General features: G+C 71.7%; 11 protein-coding genes and 1 pseudogene. 5 read left to right on the top strand and 7 right to left on the bottom strand.

Annotated features, from left to right (window positions below):
• The first annotated feature begins 67 nt into the window (after positions 1-67).
• The 4 genes and pseudogenes from OG352_RS11780 (at position 68) to OG352_RS11765 (ending at position 6627) form a co-directional block, all read left to right on the top strand.
• Positions 68-1528: a glycoside hydrolase family 30 protein gene (locus OG352_RS11780; protein ID WP_329216570.1), complete on the top strand. Its 1461-nt coding sequence runs from the start codon at positions 68-70 to the stop codon at positions 1526-1528.
• A 282-nt stretch (positions 1529-1810) separates the two neighbouring features.
• Positions 1811-4486 (top strand): annotated as a pseudogene (pulA, locus tag OG352_RS11775) (pullulanase-type alpha-1,6-glucosidase); the annotation flags it as partial.
• Positions 4487-4597: 111 nt separating this feature from the next.
• Complete coding sequence (locus OG352_RS11770) at positions 4598-6229, top strand: fused response regulator/phosphatase (protein ID WP_329216568.1); 1632 nt, start codon at positions 4598-4600, stop codon at positions 6227-6229.
• 35 nt (positions 6230-6264) lie between these two features.
• On the top strand, positions 6265-6627 hold the full coding sequence (locus OG352_RS11765) for a 5-carboxymethyl-2-hydroxymuconate Delta-isomerase (RefSeq protein ID WP_329216567.1): 363 nt from the start codon (positions 6265-6267) through the stop codon (positions 6625-6627).
• Positions 6628-6662: 35 nt separating this feature from the next.
• Here OG352_RS11765 and OG352_RS11760 read toward each other — a convergent pair whose 3' ends face one another.
• The 3 genes from OG352_RS11760 to OG352_RS11750 all read right to left on the bottom strand — a co-directional run bounded on the left by OG352_RS11760 (position 6663) and on the right by OG352_RS11750 (position 9973).
• On the bottom strand, positions 6663-7352 hold the full coding sequence (locus tag OG352_RS11760) for a TetR/AcrR family transcriptional regulator (RefSeq protein WP_329216566.1): 690 nt from the start codon (positions 7350-7352) through the stop codon (positions 6663-6665).
• A 134-nt stretch (positions 7353-7486) separates the two neighbouring features.
• Entirely contained in the window at positions 7487-9412 is a 1926-nt protein-coding gene (locus OG352_RS11755; RefSeq protein WP_329216564.1) for a hypothetical protein, read from the bottom strand.
• A gap of 45 nt (positions 9413-9457) precedes the next feature.
• Positions 9458-9973, bottom strand: coding sequence for a tetratricopeptide repeat protein (locus tag OG352_RS11750; RefSeq protein WP_329216562.1), 516 nt, complete (start codon positions 9971-9973; stop codon positions 9458-9460).
• Between the two features lie 101 nt (positions 9974-10074).
• Between OG352_RS11750 and OG352_RS11745 the strand changes: the two genes are divergently transcribed.
• Positions 10075-10524 (top strand): hypothetical protein, encoded by a 450-nt coding sequence (locus OG352_RS11745; RefSeq protein WP_329216561.1) that lies wholly within the window; start codon positions 10075-10077, stop codon positions 10522-10524.
• 114 nt (positions 10525-10638) lie between these two features.
• Here the strand turns inward: OG352_RS11745 and OG352_RS11740 are convergent, their stop codons facing one another.
• The 4 genes from OG352_RS11740 to OG352_RS11725 all read right to left on the bottom strand — a co-directional run bounded on the left by OG352_RS11740 (position 10639) and on the right by OG352_RS11725 (position 15495).
• Complete coding sequence (locus OG352_RS11740; protein WP_329216560.1) at positions 10639-12258, bottom strand: DUF1996 domain-containing protein; 1620 nt, start codon at positions 12256-12258, stop codon at positions 10639-10641.
• A gap of 171 nt (positions 12259-12429) precedes the next feature.
• Entirely contained in the window at positions 12430-13086 is a 657-nt protein-coding gene (locus tag OG352_RS11735; RefSeq protein WP_329216559.1) for a response regulator transcription factor, read from the bottom strand.
• Entirely contained in the window at positions 13071-14360 is a 1290-nt protein-coding gene (locus tag OG352_RS11730; protein WP_329216558.1) for a sensor histidine kinase, read from the bottom strand. Before OG352_RS11730 ends, OG352_RS11735 begins: the two co-directional genes overlap by 16 nt.
• Positions 14361-14412: 52 nt before the next feature.
• Positions 14413-15495: an NAD-dependent epimerase/dehydratase family protein gene (locus tag OG352_RS11725; protein ID WP_329216557.1), complete on the bottom strand. Its 1083-nt coding sequence runs from the start codon at positions 15493-15495 to the stop codon at positions 14413-14415.
• Between the last annotated feature and the right edge of the window lie 32 nt (positions 15496-15527).

The following is a 15527-nucleotide window of genomic DNA, read 5'->3' as shown; positions in this document are numbered from 1 at the left end:
CGGTTCCATGACACCGCTCTACGTTCCGCACTGACCACATGGGAGCGCTCCCACGATTGGGCGGATCATGCTGAGCAGACTCAGGAAATGGACACTGACCTCCACGGCCGTCCTCCTCACCGTCGCCGGGGCCACGGGGGCCACGGCGGCTTCGCCGGCCGTGTCCGTCGAGGTCGGAGAGGCCGTCACCTCGGCGACCGTCGACGGCTCGACCAGGTACCAGCCCATCGACGGCTTCGGGTTCTCCGAGCACTTCGGGCGGGCCGCCATCATGAACGGGTCGCAGGGGCTGTCGGCCCAGCGCCAGCGCGAGATCCTCGACCTGCTGCTGAGCCGCAGCACCGGTGCCGGACTGAGCATCCTGCGCCTCGGCATCGACTCGGGCATCCAGCCGACCGACCCCGGCGGTCCGGACGCGACCCCCCGGTACGTGTGGGACGGCTACGACAAGGGCCAGGTGTGGCTGGCGCAGCAGGCCAAGGCCTATGGGGTGAACCGTTTCTACGCCGACGCCTGGACAGCTCCCGGCTACATGAAGACCAACGGGACCGATGCCAACGGCGGGACGCTGTGCGGTCTCGCCGGGGCCTCCTGCGCGAGCGGCGACTGGCGCGGGGCGTACGCGAACTACCTTGTGCAGTACGCCAGGTTCTACGGCCAGGCAGGCATTCCCGTCACCGACCTCGGCTTCACCAACGAGCCCGACTGGACGGCGACGTACGACTCCATGCGGCTCACCCCCGCCCAGGCCGTCGAGTTCACGAAGGTCCTCGGCCCGGTCGCGGGCTCGGCCGGGTACCAGGTCGCCTGCTGTGACTCCTTCGGCTGGAACCAGCAGAAGGCCTACAGCAGCGCCATCGAGGCCGACGCGACGGCCCGGGGACTCGTCGCCACCCACACCGGCCACAACTACGCCAGTGCCGTCGACGCGCCGCTGCCCACCCGGAAACGCACCTGGATGTCGGAGTGGTCGCCCAACGGCACGACCTGGAACGAGAGTTGGGACGACGGAAGCGGCTACGACGGCTTCACCGTCGCCTCCGCCGTCCACGACGCCCTCACCAAGGGCAACACCAGCGGCTACGTCTACTGGTACGGCGCGTCGACCGGCGCCACCCGGGGGCTGATCCAGATGGACGGCGACAGCTACCACGTGTCGAAGCGGCTGTGGGCGCTGGCCAACTACAGCCGTTTCATCCGCCCCGGCGCCGTCCGCATCGGCGCCACCACCCCCGACGCCGACCTCAGGCTCTCGGCGTTCCGCAACACCGACGGCACGGTGACGGTCGTGGCGCTCAACGCGGGCACCAGCGCCGACCAGGTGTCGTTCAGCCTGCCGAACACGGGGATCACGACGGGCACGGCGACCCCGTACCTCACCGACGCCACGCACAACACCGCCCAGCAGCCGGCCCTCGCGGTCGACGGAGGCTCCCTGGCCGCCACGGTCCCGGCCCGGTCACTCGTCACGTACACCATCAAGGGACCACCGGCGACGGAGGCCGACCTGCTGAGCAGTCTCAGGTGAAAATTCTTTCCATCGATTGCAGGACTCTTGCTGTAAGTGTTGCGGCGGCGATACGGTCGCGCGGGGTCGGACCCAAGAGAGCAAGAGAGCCGCAATCGCTAGGAGTTCCCGCCTGTGACACCGAGAAGACGGATCGCGGCCGTCACCGTCGCCGCGCTCGCCGCAGTCCTCGTGCAGCCGCTCGCGGCCCACGCGGACAGTCCGCCCCCGCCGCCGTCCGACGCGAAACCGGCCGCCGCCCCCGCCCGGCACGACGACAAGAACGGCACCGAGGACTCCGCCGACCAGTCACTGGACCTCACGGCCAGCGGCCACGAGGTGCGGCTGCTGAACGGCCAGGAGAAGCACCTGCTCCCGCAGCCGGCCGGTTCTGCGGCGGCGCTGGACCTGACCACCTCCAAGGCGGTCTGGATCGACCGGAACACGGTCGCCTGGAACGGCTCAGAGGCCGCCGCCTCCACCCAACTGCTGTACAGCCGCGAGGGATCGATCGCCGTCGCGAACGGCACGCTCACCGGGGCCGCCAAGTGGCTGCGGCTGACGAAGACCGCGCTCACCGACGCCCAGAAGGCCAAGTACCCGCACCTCAAGGCCTACACCGCCTGGTCCGTCGACCCGCGCGACCGGGACCGGGTGCGTGCGGCACTGACCGGCCAGGTCGTCGCCACCCAACGGGCCGCGAACGGCGCGGTGTTGGCCGCGACCGGGGTGCAGATCGCGGGCGTGCTGGACGACCTCTACGCCACCGGCGCGACCAAGGCGCGGCTCGGCCCGACCTTCCACAACGGCCGCCCCACACTGTCCGTCTGGGCGCCGACGGCGCAGCGGGTGGCACTGGAACTCGACGGCTCCACCGTGCGGATGAAGCGGAACGACACGACCGGCGTCTGGTCCGTCACCGGCCCCAAGTCCTGGCGGAACAAGCCCTACCGGTACGCCGTGACCGTGTGGGCGCCCAGCGTCCGCAAGGTCGTCACCAACAAGGTCACCGACCCCTGCTCGGTCGCCCTCACCACCGACTCCGCGCGCAGCCTGGTCGTCGACCTCGACGACAAGTCCCTCGCCCCCGGCGGCTGGTCGTCGCTGCGCAAGCCGAAGGCCGTCCCGCTGAAGGACGCCCGGATCCAGGAGCTGCACGTCCGCGACTTCTCCGTCGCCGACCCCACGGTCCCCGCGCGGGACCGGGGCGGCTACCTGGCCTTCACCGACCAGGGCAGCGACGGCTCGAAGCATCTGCGGGAACTGGCGGCGGCGGGCACGTCGTACGTCCATCTGCTGCCCGTCTTCGACATCGCCACCATCCCCGAGAACAAGGCCGACCAGACGGTCGCCGACTGCGATCTCGCCTCCTACCCGGCGGCCTCCGAGAAGCAGCAGGAGTGCGTGACCGCGAGCGCCGCGAAGGACGCCTACAACTGGGGCTACGACCCGTACCACTACACGGTCCCCGAGGGTTCGTACGCCAGCGATCCGGACGGGACGGCCCGTACGGTCGAGTTCCGGAAGATGGTCGCGGCGCTGAACCGGGACGGCCTCCGGGTCGTCATGGACGTGGTCTACAACCACACGGCGGCGAGCGGGCAGGCGCAGACCAGCGTCCTGGACCGGATCGTCCCCGGCTACTACCAGCGGCTGCTCGCCGACGGGTCCGTCGCCACCAGCACATGCTGTGCGAACACGGCGACCGAGAACGCGATGATGGGCAAGCTGGTCGTCGACTCGGTCGTCACCTGGGCCAGGGAGTACAAGGTCGACGGGTTCCGCTTCGACCTCATGGGGCACCAGCCGAAGGCGAACATCCTGGCGGTGCGCAAGGCGCTCGACGCGCTGACCCTCGCCAGGGACGACGTCGACGGCAAGAAGATCATCCTGTACGGCGAGGGCTGGAACTTCGGCGAGGTCGCCGACGACGCCCGGTTCGTGCAGGCCACGCAGAAGAACATGGCCGGCACCGGCATCGCGACGTTCTCCGACCGCGCCCGGGACGCCGTACGCGGCGGCGGGCCGTTCGACGGGGACCCGGGCGTCCAGGGCTTCGCCTCCGGGCTCTACACCGACCCCAACTCATCCACGGGCAACGGCAGTTCGGCGCAGCAGAAGGCGCGGCTGCTCCACTACCAGGACCTCATCAAGGTCGGCCTCTCCGGAAGCCTCGCCGCCTACCGCTTCACCGGCACCGACGGCAAGGACGTCACCGGCGCCGAGGTCGACTACAACGGCGCCCCGGCCGGCTACGCGGACGCGCCCGGCGACGCCCTCGCCTACGTCGACGCGCACGACAACGAGTCCCTGTTCGACGCCCTCACCTACAAGTTGCCGGCCGGCACCTCCGCGTCCGACCGCTCCCGTATGCAGGTCCTCGCCCTGGCCACAGCCGCCCTCTCCCAGGGCCCCGCGCTGTCCCAGGCGGGCTCGGACCTGCTGCGCTCCAAGTCCCTGGACCGCAACTCCTACGACAGCGGCGACTGGTTCAACGCGGTCCACTGGCACTGCGCCGCCGGCAACGGCTTCGGGCGCGGACTGCCGCCGGCCGCCGACAACGCGTCCAAGTGGCCTTACGCCAAACCCCTGTTGACCGCCGTCAGCGTCGGCTGCCCGCAGATCACCGCCACCTCCGCCGCCTACCGTGACCTGCTGCGGATCCATGCGACGGAGCGGGCGTTCTCCCTCGCGACGGCCGCGCAGGTGCAGTCGGCGCTGTCCTTCCCGCTGTCCGGCAAGGACGAGACACCCGGCGTCATCACCATGCGACTCGGCGACCTGGTCGTCGTGTTCAACGCGACGCCGACCCCGCAGAAGCAGACCGTCGACGCGCTCGCCGGGACGGGATACCGGCTGCACCCGGTACAGGCGGCGGGGACGGACGCCACCGTCAGGTCGTCGTCGTACGAGGCGGGATCCGCAACGTTCACCGTGCCGGGCCGCACCGTTGCGGTGTTCTCCCGGACGACGCCCTAGAGGTACGCCGTGGACGTACGCGCCTAACTGGTGCTCTGGACAAGGGCATTACCGTGGTGGAGCAGGCCTCGAACCAGGTCTGCTCCGACGGTTGAGTCCGAGGGTTGGCACATGGACGTCAGCGGCAGACGGACCGGCACGACCGTGCTCGTGGTGGACCCCACGTCGGCCGGCCGGTTCGCCCTGGGCGCCGTGCTGCGCCGGGCCGGCCACCAGGTCGTCGCGGTCGGCACCGGCGCCGAGGCGCTCGTCGAACTGGACGTACGGCGGCGCGAGGGCGCGCTGCCGGACGTTGCCCTCGTCGACGTCGACCTGCCCGACATGAGCGGCTTCGAGCTGTGCCGCCGGCTCAAGGCCCGGCCCCACATGGCCGGCCTGCCCGTCGTGCACTTCTCGGCCGGCGAGCTGGCCCCCGGCGACCGCGCCGAGGGGCTGGACGCCGGCGGCGAAGCCCATCTGGCGATGCCCGCCGAGCCCGAGGAGATCGACGCGGTGGTCCGGGCCGCGGTGCGGGCCGCCCGGCTGCGGGCCGACGACCAGGCGGCGACCCGGCGGCTGACGCTGCTGTCGGAGGCGATCGTCACCATCCAGGCGGCGCGCTCCCCGCAGGAACTCGCCCACGCCGCCGCCGAGGGCGCCGCGCGGCTGACCGGCGCGCCCGCCGCCGTCTTCGTCCTCGGCCCGGACGACGAGCTGTACCGCGCGCTCTCCCGCAACCGCACCACCCTCGCCCTGCCCGACGCGGGCGCCCACCGGGCCGTCGCCGCCCTGCTGCGGCGCCTCGGCCAGGGGCAGGCCGGGCAGGCGGGGGTGCGGATCACCACCGTGCCCGCGCCGCTGTGGCCCGCCGGGTTCTTCCGGCCGGAGGTGCGGCACGACGCCCGGCTGGTGCTGATCCCCACCCAGGACGGCCGGGCCTCGGTGTGCCTGGCCACGCCCACCCGCGGGGTCCGACGGGTGGACCCCGAGACCGAGTCCCTGCTCGCCCGCCTCGCCCAGGCCGCCGTGCTCGCCGCCGAACCGCTGCTCATGTACCAGGTCGAACGGCACGTCGCCCTCACCCTCCAGCACAGCTTCCTGCCCCAGCCGCACCGGCTGCCCGAGCTGCCGGGCGTCGACGTCGTCGTCCGCTATGTGCCCGCGTCCCGGGAGACCGAGATCGGCGGCGACTTCTACGCCGCCCTGCGCACCGGGGAAGGGGTGCTGGTCGCGGTCGGCGACGTGGTCGGGCACTCGCTGGAGGCGGCGACCGTGATGGTCGAGATCCGGCACGCGCTGCGCGCCTACTGCGTCGACGAGAGCGACCCGGCCGTGCTCGCCGGGCGCCTCGACCGGATGCTCCAGCGCTACCACCCCGAGGTCACTGCGACCGTCTGCCTCGTCCTGATCGACCCCGCCACCGGCCGCACCCGTATCGCCAACGCCGGGCACATCCCGCCGCTGATCGTCCGCGACACCCGCAGCGCCGACTACGCCAAGGCGGCCGGCCCCCTGCTCGGCCTGGGCGTGCCCCACCCGGCGCCCACCGAACTGTTCCTCGAACCCACCGACCGGCTCCTCATGGTCACCGACGGTCTGATCGAGACCCGGGGCACCGACCTCGCGGTCTCCATGGAGCACCTCCGCGCGGCGGCCACCGGCGCCATGCCGGGCCTGGACGCCCTCTGCGACACCCTCCTCACCTGCTTCGACCACGACCGGGAGGACGACATCGCCATGCTGGCCCTGCGGCTGACGAACTAGGCTGAGCGCAGTCTGTTCCTAGAACGGGAGTGCCCATGCCGCAGATCACCGTCGACTACTCGACCACGATGGCGTCCGCCTTCGACCGGGCCTCGTTCGCGCGGGCCCTGCACACCTCGGTGGTCGAGATCGCGGCCGCCAAGCCGGAGGCCTGCAAGACCCTGTTCCGTCCGTCCGAGTTCACCGCGTTCGGCTACGACGACCCCGAGGAGCGGCGGCACGCGGTCGTCCACGTCACGCTCGGGCTCCTCGCCGGGCGCACCGACGAGACGAAGACGAAGCTGACCGAAACCGTGCTGGAGCTGCTGCGCGAGCACGTGGCGGACGACACCTTCGTACTCCACGCCTCCGCCGAGGTCCGCGATCTCGACCCGTCGTACCGCAAGTACGAGAGCTAGGACCGGCTCACGAGGCCGGGCTCACGAGACCGGGCTCAGGAAGCCAGGGCGACGAGCCGGGTGACCAGGTCGCCGAAGGGGCCGTCGGCCGGCTCGCCGCCCAGCACGGGGCGCAGCAGCGTCCGCAGCTCGTCGTCGTAGGCGGCGGCGACGGCCGTCAGCGCGGCGAAGTCGTGCACGAGCTGGACCTCCAGCTCGCCGCGCGGGATGCGCCGCCCGTCCAGCCAGATCAGCGCGGTCGACTCGGCGAGCGAGATCCACGACCGGACGATCAGTTCGAGCCGCGGCGGCGGATCGGTGATGCCCAGATGCGACAGGATCTGTTCGTAGGCGACCTGGCGTACGGAGTCGACGAGCGCGTTCGTCGTCGACGAGCCGACCGCCGGGCCGCCGCGCATCAGGGCCGAGAAGCCCGGGCCGTGCGCGTCGACGAAGTCGAAGAACCGGTGCATCACGCGCAGCAGCCGGGCGCCGAGCGGACCCTCGCGCGGCTCGGCGAACCGGCTCGCCAGATCCTCCGACGCCCGCTTCAACGCGGCCTCGTACAGGCTGAGTTTGCCGGGGAAGTAGTGGTAGACGAGGGGCCGCGAGATGCCCGCGGCGGCGGCTATCTCGTCGATGGAGACCTCGTCGGGCGAGCGCTGGGCGAACAGGTCGAGGGCGACGCCGATCAACTGCTGCCGACGCTCCTCGACTCCCATTCTGCGACGAACCCCGGTAGTCATACGAGCACCTTACCGATCGGATCCGGACTCCAACGGACCAGACCGGCTCAGACGTTCACCCTGTTTCCGTCACATATCAAGCACCAGGCGTCGACTTCGCGCCCGCGAGACGCAGGTGAACCGCTGTGCGCGGATCAGCGCAGCCCGTTGACCGACCGCCCGTCCGTCAGCCTGCCCTCCAGGCCGGCCTGCGCGCCCTGCTTCGCCGGCACCGTCAGCAGGTTGCCCTGCCCGGAGCCGCGTACGCCGCCCGTGGACCGGATGGACGCCGTCGCCTTGTCGCCGGCCGCGAGCAGGTACCAGTCGCCGCCCTTCGACTTCCACAGCACCCCGGCCAGCACATGCGGATCGCGCGGCCCGCACGCCGGCACGTCCCCGGCCTTCGCCACGGCCGCCCCGAACAGCCCGCCCGGCGTGTGGAACTGGGCCAGCACCCGGCTCCCGTCGCCCCGCCAGGTCTCGGCGCGGGTGCACACCCAGGCCGCCGCCCCGCTCGCGTCGGGCAGTCGCTGCCGTGTGTACGCCCACGCGTTGACCGTCCGTACGCCCTGCCCGCGCGCGTCGGCCAGCGAACAGGCGAACGGCGCCCAGGTCCGCAGCGCTTGTGCGTCGGTCGCCTCCTCGGGCGCGGCCGGGCGGCCGGCGGTGAGGCGGGCGGGGACGAGTTCGCCCAGGTCGCCGAGGAGGTGGCTGCCGGTGGCGTCGGTCAGTTGGAGCACGTTCCACGTCGTGCAGGTGCCGGTCTGGGTGGCCGGGCTGGCCAGCGGCGAGGTGATCCCGTCCGTCAGCGTCATGTCCATCACCCCGGCGCCCGGCTTCGACAGGTCCCGCGCGCCGGCCTTCGTCACCCAGGGGGCCGTCAGATAGCGGACGTTGCCGTCGGCCCGGCCCAGCACCAGCGCGCCCGCCTCGGCGCCGGTCGCGCCGTCGACCCGCGCGAAGTCCAGGGCCGCCCCGGCCGTGCCGTCCTTCGGCTCGGCGTAGCGGGCGATGCGCAGACCGTCGTAGAGGATCACCACGCGCGCGTTGTCGACGTCGCCCGCGTAGAGGAGCTGGGGCGGTCCGGCGGGGCCGCCGAAGGGGGTCTCCGGAGTGGCGGAGACGCGGACCCTCTCGCCGGGGCGGGCCCAGACGGCGAGGGCCCGGCGCAGCAGCGCGGTGTCGCCGGCGAGGGGGCCGCGCGCCGGCCAGACCGAGAAGTCGGTGCGCGGGGAGGTCTTCCAGGCGGCGGGGGAGACCTTCACCAGCCGCCCGGGGTCGAGCGCGGCCTCGGCGGCCGGGTTCTGCGCGTACGCCGGGGCGGCCGCGCCGTCGGGCCCCCAGCCGTCACCGGGCAGCACGACCAGCGCGCCGCAGACCGCGAGGGCCGCCGCGGCGGCGAGACCGGCCCTGGTGTGCTGGCGGCGGCGCATCAGGTCGGTGGGCCGGGCCTGGAGCGAACAGGGGTCGAACTCGGGGGAGCCGAGCAGCGCGTACTGCGCGGCGGGGATCTTGCCGGACTCGCGCAGCGCGCCGTCCACGTCGTCGACGCCGGCCTCGGACAGCACCTCGCGCACGTCGCCGTCGGGGAGTTTCTCCAGGCCGCGCAGGACGTACGCGGCCCGGGCCGGGCCGGACAGGGCGGACAGCCGCTGGTCCAGGGCGAGTTCGTCGGCGCCGCCGGAGTGCGGGAAGAGGCGCAGGCCCCACGCCTGGGGGAGCAGCGGCGGGAGCTGCGCGCGCTTGGGCCACGCCCGCAGCCTCATCGGCAGCCCCGCCTCCAGCGCCGTACGGACCACCTGGAGGCGGACGAAGGCGTACCCGGGGTCGCCGTCGCGGCCGGTGGACTGGGCCGGGACGGCCGGGGCGCAGGCGCGGCGGCGGGGCAGGGCGCGCTGGGCGAGGGCGTGGGCGGTGAGGACGCGCCGGCCGCGGCCGAGGCCTGGGGGCAGCACCAGATAGGCGAGCCGGACCAGGCGCGGGTAGTGCTCGACGAGCGCGGCCTCGGCCTGCTCGACGTCGACGATCCGGTCGGCGGCGGAACCGGGTGCGGGGCGCGGGGCGACATCCTGTGACTGCACGCCCAGCAGAACGAGCGACGCGGGGGATGGTCACCGCCGGACGGGTCAGCCCGCGTCGGCGTCCTCGACCAGCGCCCGCGCGTAGTTGGCCATCGACCGCTGGTAGCGCGGCAGATGGGGGGCCAGGGCACCGATCACCAGGGACAGGCCCTCGCGGTCGCGGCCCAGGCTGGACAGGCACAGCGCCAGACAGGCGCGTACGGCGTCGTCCAACTCGTCGGACGGGGCGTCCAGTTCGGGGGTGAGGAGCTTGACGCCCTCGTCGGCCTGGCCGATGTTGCGCAGCGAGCTGGAGAGTTGGATCTTGGCGCGCCGGCCCTTGTAGCCGCTCAGGTCGCCGAGGCCGCGGGCCAGGGCCTCCCGGTAGAGCGGGGCCGCCCGGTCCGAGTGGCCGGTCGAGTCCCAGGCGCAGGCCTGCTCGAAGAGGCCCAGCGGGCTGCCCTCGGGGAGCTCGGCGACGAGCGTGTCGATCACGGCCCGGAACGCGGCGGCCCGGTCCTGCGGATACTCGTCGAAGGTGGCCCAGGCGGCGGTCACGCGATCTTCCCAGTCTCGGTTCACCGGCCCACCCTCGCACGAGCGTGCCAGGTGGGGCACCGGTATTTTGAGCGCACCGCACGCGGGAGCCGTATCCAGAACGAGGCTCTTGCAGGGAGGAACACATGAAGGTGACCCGATCGATGCTCGTGGCGGCAGCCGCCGCCGCGACGGCGCTGGTGCTGACGGGCTGCGGTTCCGGCGACGGCACGGACACGAAGAGCGTGCCGGTGGCCGCGACCGGCAGCCTGGAGCACCTGGCGTCCCAGGTGAAGTGCACGCCCAACATGCAGACCGACGCCGACGAACTCCGGCAGGCCCTGTGCAAGACCACCGCGGGCAAGTTCATCCTGCTGACCTTCGCCACCGACCGCGGCCAGCGCGAGTGGATCAACGGGGCCAAGGACTACGGCGGTCACTACCTGGTCGGCCGCAAGTGGGTGGCCGTGGGCGAGGAGACCAGCACCGTCACCTCGCTGCGGAACACGCTCGGCGGTGACATCGAGGAGGGCACGGACCACTCCGCGCACGCCTCGAACGAGGCGTCGGACGGCGCCTCGCACTCCGCTCACTGAACGCTCGCCGAGCGCTCTTCGAGCGCTCGCCGAACGAACGCGGGCAGCACGAAAGGCCGGCGGTGAGGAATCCTCACCGCCGGCCTTTCGCTGTGGGCTGCTTGCCTTACGTGCCTACTTGCAGTTCTTGCCGGTGTTGATGCAGTTGACCATCGTGTTCATCAGGTTCGTGGAGAAGAAGTTGATGAAGTCGTTGTGGTCGGTGACCGGCTTGTGCAGGTTCTCCGGGAAGGTGTCCACCGCGTACGGGTTCACCACCGTGCCGTTCTGGAGCTTCGGGGCCGGAACGTTGTAGACCAGTCGGACCTGGAGCTGCGGGATCGCCTGGAAACCGTTGCCGCAGGTGCCGTCGCCCTGGACGAACGCCACGTGCGTGCGGTGGTTGGCGCTGTCGATGTTCTTGCCGTCCCAGCAGCTCTGGAAGTTGGTCGTACGCACCACCTGGCTGCCCTGCGGGCAGATCGGGTACTGCTCCTTCAGCTGCACCTTGTTCTCGAAGCCGGTGCAGCTCCAGTTCACGTTGGCGTTGGCGTTGCCGTTGACGAAGGCCTTGGCGTCACCGGTGATGATGCGCAGGGCGGTCGGCATCGCGACGACGTTGCCCTTCTTGTTGCCGACGAACTTCAGCTGCGCCTGGGCGGGCTGAAGGATCTTGCCGACGTTGCCTTCCTTGCCGCCACCGTCGTTGTTCTGGTCGAAGTCCTGCGAGCCGTCCTGGATACGCAGCACCGGCCAGAAGTACGAGGACTTGTCGCCCTGGTTCTGGCAGCTCGTGCCGCCGTTCGCCAGGTCCTGGTCGCTCGCGAAGGCGTCGTTGTTCTGGTTGCCGACGTAGTCGTGCAGGTGGTGGGCGCCGTTGGTGACACCGGGGGCGACGATCACGTTGTCCGTGTTGTGGTTGTCGTTCCCGTTGGTGCCGCAGTTCGACGTGAAGGTGCCCTTGGAACCGCTGTTGCCGTTCGCGGGGAGACCGTTCTGACCCACGCCCAACTGGGCGTTGCCCTGGACCTTCGTGATGTCCACGAAGTCCGCGGCGGCGGGGCCGTTGCCGCCCTGGCCGTTCTGCTGCTGGCCGTTGTTCTGGCCGTTGTTCTGGCCGTTGTTGCCGTTGTTCTGCTGGCCACCGTTGTTCTGCTGGCCGCCGTTGTTCTGGCCGCCGTTCTGCTGCTGGCCGTTGTTGTTCTGGCCGTTGTTCTGGCCGTTCTGCTGCTGGCCGCCGTTGTTCTGCTGGCCGTTACCGGCCTGCCCGGCGTTGGTGTTCGCGCCCTGCGTGGTGCAGGCCGCGAGCTGGCTCAGCGAGTTGTTGAACTGACCACCGGAACGCTGGACGTTGATCCGGATCCGGTCGATCGTGGCCGCCCTCTTTTCCTTGAGGGGGCCGGTGATCGCGTTCTGCACGAACCCGGAGTCACCGGCCTGGGCCTGGCGCGTCGAAGCGAGCCGGGCGTAGGCCTCGGTGATCTGCTTGTCGAGGTTCGCCAGCTCAGTCGCTACGCCTTGTTTCGCCCCGTTCGGAACGTTCGTCAGCTTCTGCCCCACATCAGGGCAGGAGATGGTGGCGACCTGCGCGCCCGCGGTGGAGGCCTTGGTCTCGTTCTGACCCGAGTTGGACTCGTGCGCCGAAGCGTAGAAGTTCGCCCAGATCAGCCCGCCCCCACCGAGCGCTAGGGCCGCCGATGCTGCCACGGCCTTCGTGGCCATCGACGAACGGCGTTTACGTATGTTGCGTCCCATGGAACTCCTCTGACTTCCTTGCGGGGCAGCATCGAGGTGCCCGACAGGAGTGAAGCTGCTCCCTCACTTACGAACGTCGCCCCACAGGTGTTCAGCCTTCTCAGAAATTGATGAGAGCTCCGAACGACAAACCGCCCCCAACGCACGCACAGCACACAGCGGTCGCACTGCTCACCGGTCCCGGTCCAGATAGGCCAGCACCGCCAGCACCCTGCGGTTGTCGTCGTCGGAGACCTCCAGACCGAGCTTCAGAAAAATATTGGCGGTGTGTTTGGCGACGGCCCGCTCGGTGACGACCATTTGGGCGGCGATCGCCGCGTTCGACCGGCCCTGCGCCATCAGTTCCATGACCTCCCGTTCGCGCGGAGTGAGCCGGTCCACCGGCCCTTCCCCGTCGCCCGAACGCCGGGCCAGCAGTTGCCGGATCACCTCCGGGTCCATCGCCGTACCGCCCGCCGCGACCCGCCGTACGGCGTCCACGAACTGCTCCGCGTCGAACACCCGGTCCTTCAGCAGATAGCCGACCCCGCCGCTGCCGTCGGCGAGCAACTCGCGCGCGTACAACTGCTCGACGTGCTGGGAGAGGACCAGCACCGGCAGCCCGGGCTTTCGGCGGCGGGCCCGAAGGGCGCACTGCAGGCCCTCGTCGGTGTGCGTCGGCGGCAGCCGGACGTCGACCACGGCGACGTCCGGCGCCAGTTCGGCGAGGGCCCGCTCGAGTTCGGGCCCGCTCTCGACGGCGGCGGCGATCTCGAAGTCGTAGGCCTCCAGCAGCCGGACGAGGCCGTCCCGCAGCAGGAAGAGGTCCTCGGCTAGGACAACACGCAAGGGATCTCCATGGTCACCATGGTGGGACCGCCGGCGGGGGAGCCGACGGCCAGGACGCCGTCGAATGTACCCAGCCGCCGTTCGATCCCGGCCAGCCCCGAGCCCGCCCCGATGACCGCGCCGCCCTTGCCGTTGTCGGTGACGGAGATCCGCAGATGGCCGTCCGTGTGGTGGAGGTCGACCCAGATCCGGTCGGCGCCGGAGTGCTTGACCGCGTTGGTGAGCACCTCGCTCACCGCGAAGTAGGCCGCCGACTCCACGGGCGCGTCCGCGCGGCCCGCGCCGAGCTCGACCGTCACCTCGGTGGCGACCGGCAGCCGCAGCGCCAACGCCCGTACGGCGTCGCCGAGTCCACGCTCGGCCAGCACCGGCGGGTGGATCCCGCGCACCAGGTCGCGCAGTTCGGAGAGCGCCTCGGCGGAGGACCGGCGGGTCTTGGCGAGCAACTCCCTGGCTTTCTCCGGGTTCTTGTCGAGCAGCATCTCGACGGTGCCGAGGTCCATGCCCATCGCCACCAGCCGCGCCTGGGCGCCGTCGTGCAAGTCCCGCTCGATGCGCCGCAGTTCGGCGGCGGAGGTGTCCACGGCGTCCTGCCGGGTCTCGGTCAACACCCGTACGCGTTCGGCCAGTTCGGCCTCGCTGGGGGAGAGGTAGGCGCGGGTGAGACAGAAGTGGGCGTGCATCGCGCTCACCGTGTACCGGTGGGCGACGACGAGGATGACGGCCCCCAGGGCGCCGGCGACGAGCGCGGTGCCCTGCCCGCTGACCGGCACGAAGGCGTACCAGTACGGCCCGTACTCGGCGTACGGCCCGCCCGTCATGGTCCGCCACAGCCCTGCCGCCAGCGCGAACCCCTCCAGGGGGTAGAGGATCAGGAGCGGCGGCAGCAGCGCGGTCAGGAACCCCGCCGTCATGTCCACCGGCAGCCAGCGCAGGTCCCGCCAGGTCGCCGGGTCGCGCAGCAGCGCGAAGGTGAGCGTCCACGGGTTGGCGGTGTCGGGCAGCGGCCGGTACGCCGACGGGACGCGCACCCCGCCCCACCGCTCGGCGAGCGCCCGCCGCCAACCGGCGTAGGCACGCACCCCCTTGACCACCTGGGGCGTGGTGACGATCCCGACCCCGACCGGTATCAGGGCCATGGAGACGAGGGAGAGGGTGATGCCCAGGACGGCCGACGGCAGCGCCAGCACGGCCAGCACGAGCCCCCGCCCCGCGGCGAGGATCATCCCCCGAGCCCTCGAACGCCCGTCGTCGCTCTTCGTGTTGGTGTTCATGCGGCCAGTCTGGCCGAGCCGCGGGGGGAGGGCACGGGGCTGAGACCCCCGGTCAGGGGGTGGTGCCAGATACACCCCCGGCCGCGTTGCCGGCCGCTTGGCCAGGTGCGTTGCCGGCTGTGTTCGTGCCCGCCGCGAGCACCTTTTTCTCCACCTCCGGGTCCAGGCCCAGTGGCGGCCGGTCCGGGCGTCGGGGTGCCGTGCCGCCGATCGACCGCAGCCAGTTCCACGTGTCGGCGACGGTCTCCTCGACGGGACGGCAGGCGAGGCCCGTCGCCAGGGCCCGTGAGACGTCGGCCGCGTGGAGGGCGTCGTGCATGTCACTGCCCGGCGGCACCCATACGGGCAGTTCGGTCCACGGCTCGATGCCCGCGTCGAGGACGATCTCCGGGGCGGTCCAGCGCAGTTCGGCCGCAGAACCGGTCACCCGGACACACGCCTCCAGCAACTCGCCCATGGTGGCGTGCCCTTGACGACTCATCAGGTTGTACGGGCCGCTCAACTCCCGTTCGATCGCCCCGAGGATCCACTCGGCGAGGTCGCGGACGTCGACGTACTGCAAGGGCAGTTCGCGCGGGCCGGGGGCCAGGACCGGGCCGCCGCGGGCGATCCGGGTCAGCCACCAGGGCAGCCGGCCGACGTTCTCGTACGGGCCGAGGATCAGCCCGGCCCGTACGAGGACGGAAGCCTCCGCGCCGAAGGCGTCGACCACGGCCAGCTCGCCGCCGCGCTTGTCCCGGACGTAGTCGGTCCGGTCGGCGCCGGGTGCGGCGCCCTCGACGACGGCCGCGTCCTCGGTGTATCCGGCGGGCGGGGCCCAGGTGTACACCGAGCAGCTCGACACGTACACGTACCGGCGGGCGCGGCCCCGCAGCAGCCGCGCCGCCTCGTGCACCGCGCGGGGCGCCGCCGACCAGGTGTCGACGACGGCGTCCCAGTCACCCTCGCCCTCGTCGGGGGCGGCGAGGGCGTCGAGGCCCCCGGGCGCGGTGCGGTCACCGGTCAGTGACCGGGTGCCGGGGGCGGGTGCGTGCCGCCCCCGGTTGAAGACCGTCACGTCCCACCCGCGCCCGAGGGCCGCCTCGACGACGGCCCGTCCCGCGAACTCCGTACCGCCCAGCACCAGAAGTCTCATACCGGTGACTGTGCCCGGCCGGGGCGCGGGGC

This window comes from Streptomyces sp. NBC_01485, from assembly GCF_036227125.1.
In the GTDB taxonomy this organism is placed as follows: domain Bacteria; phylum Actinomycetota; class Actinomycetes; order Streptomycetales; family Streptomycetaceae; genus Streptomyces.
Note: the sequence above shows the minus strand (reverse complement) of the source record. Positions and strands in the feature narration are given on the sequence as shown.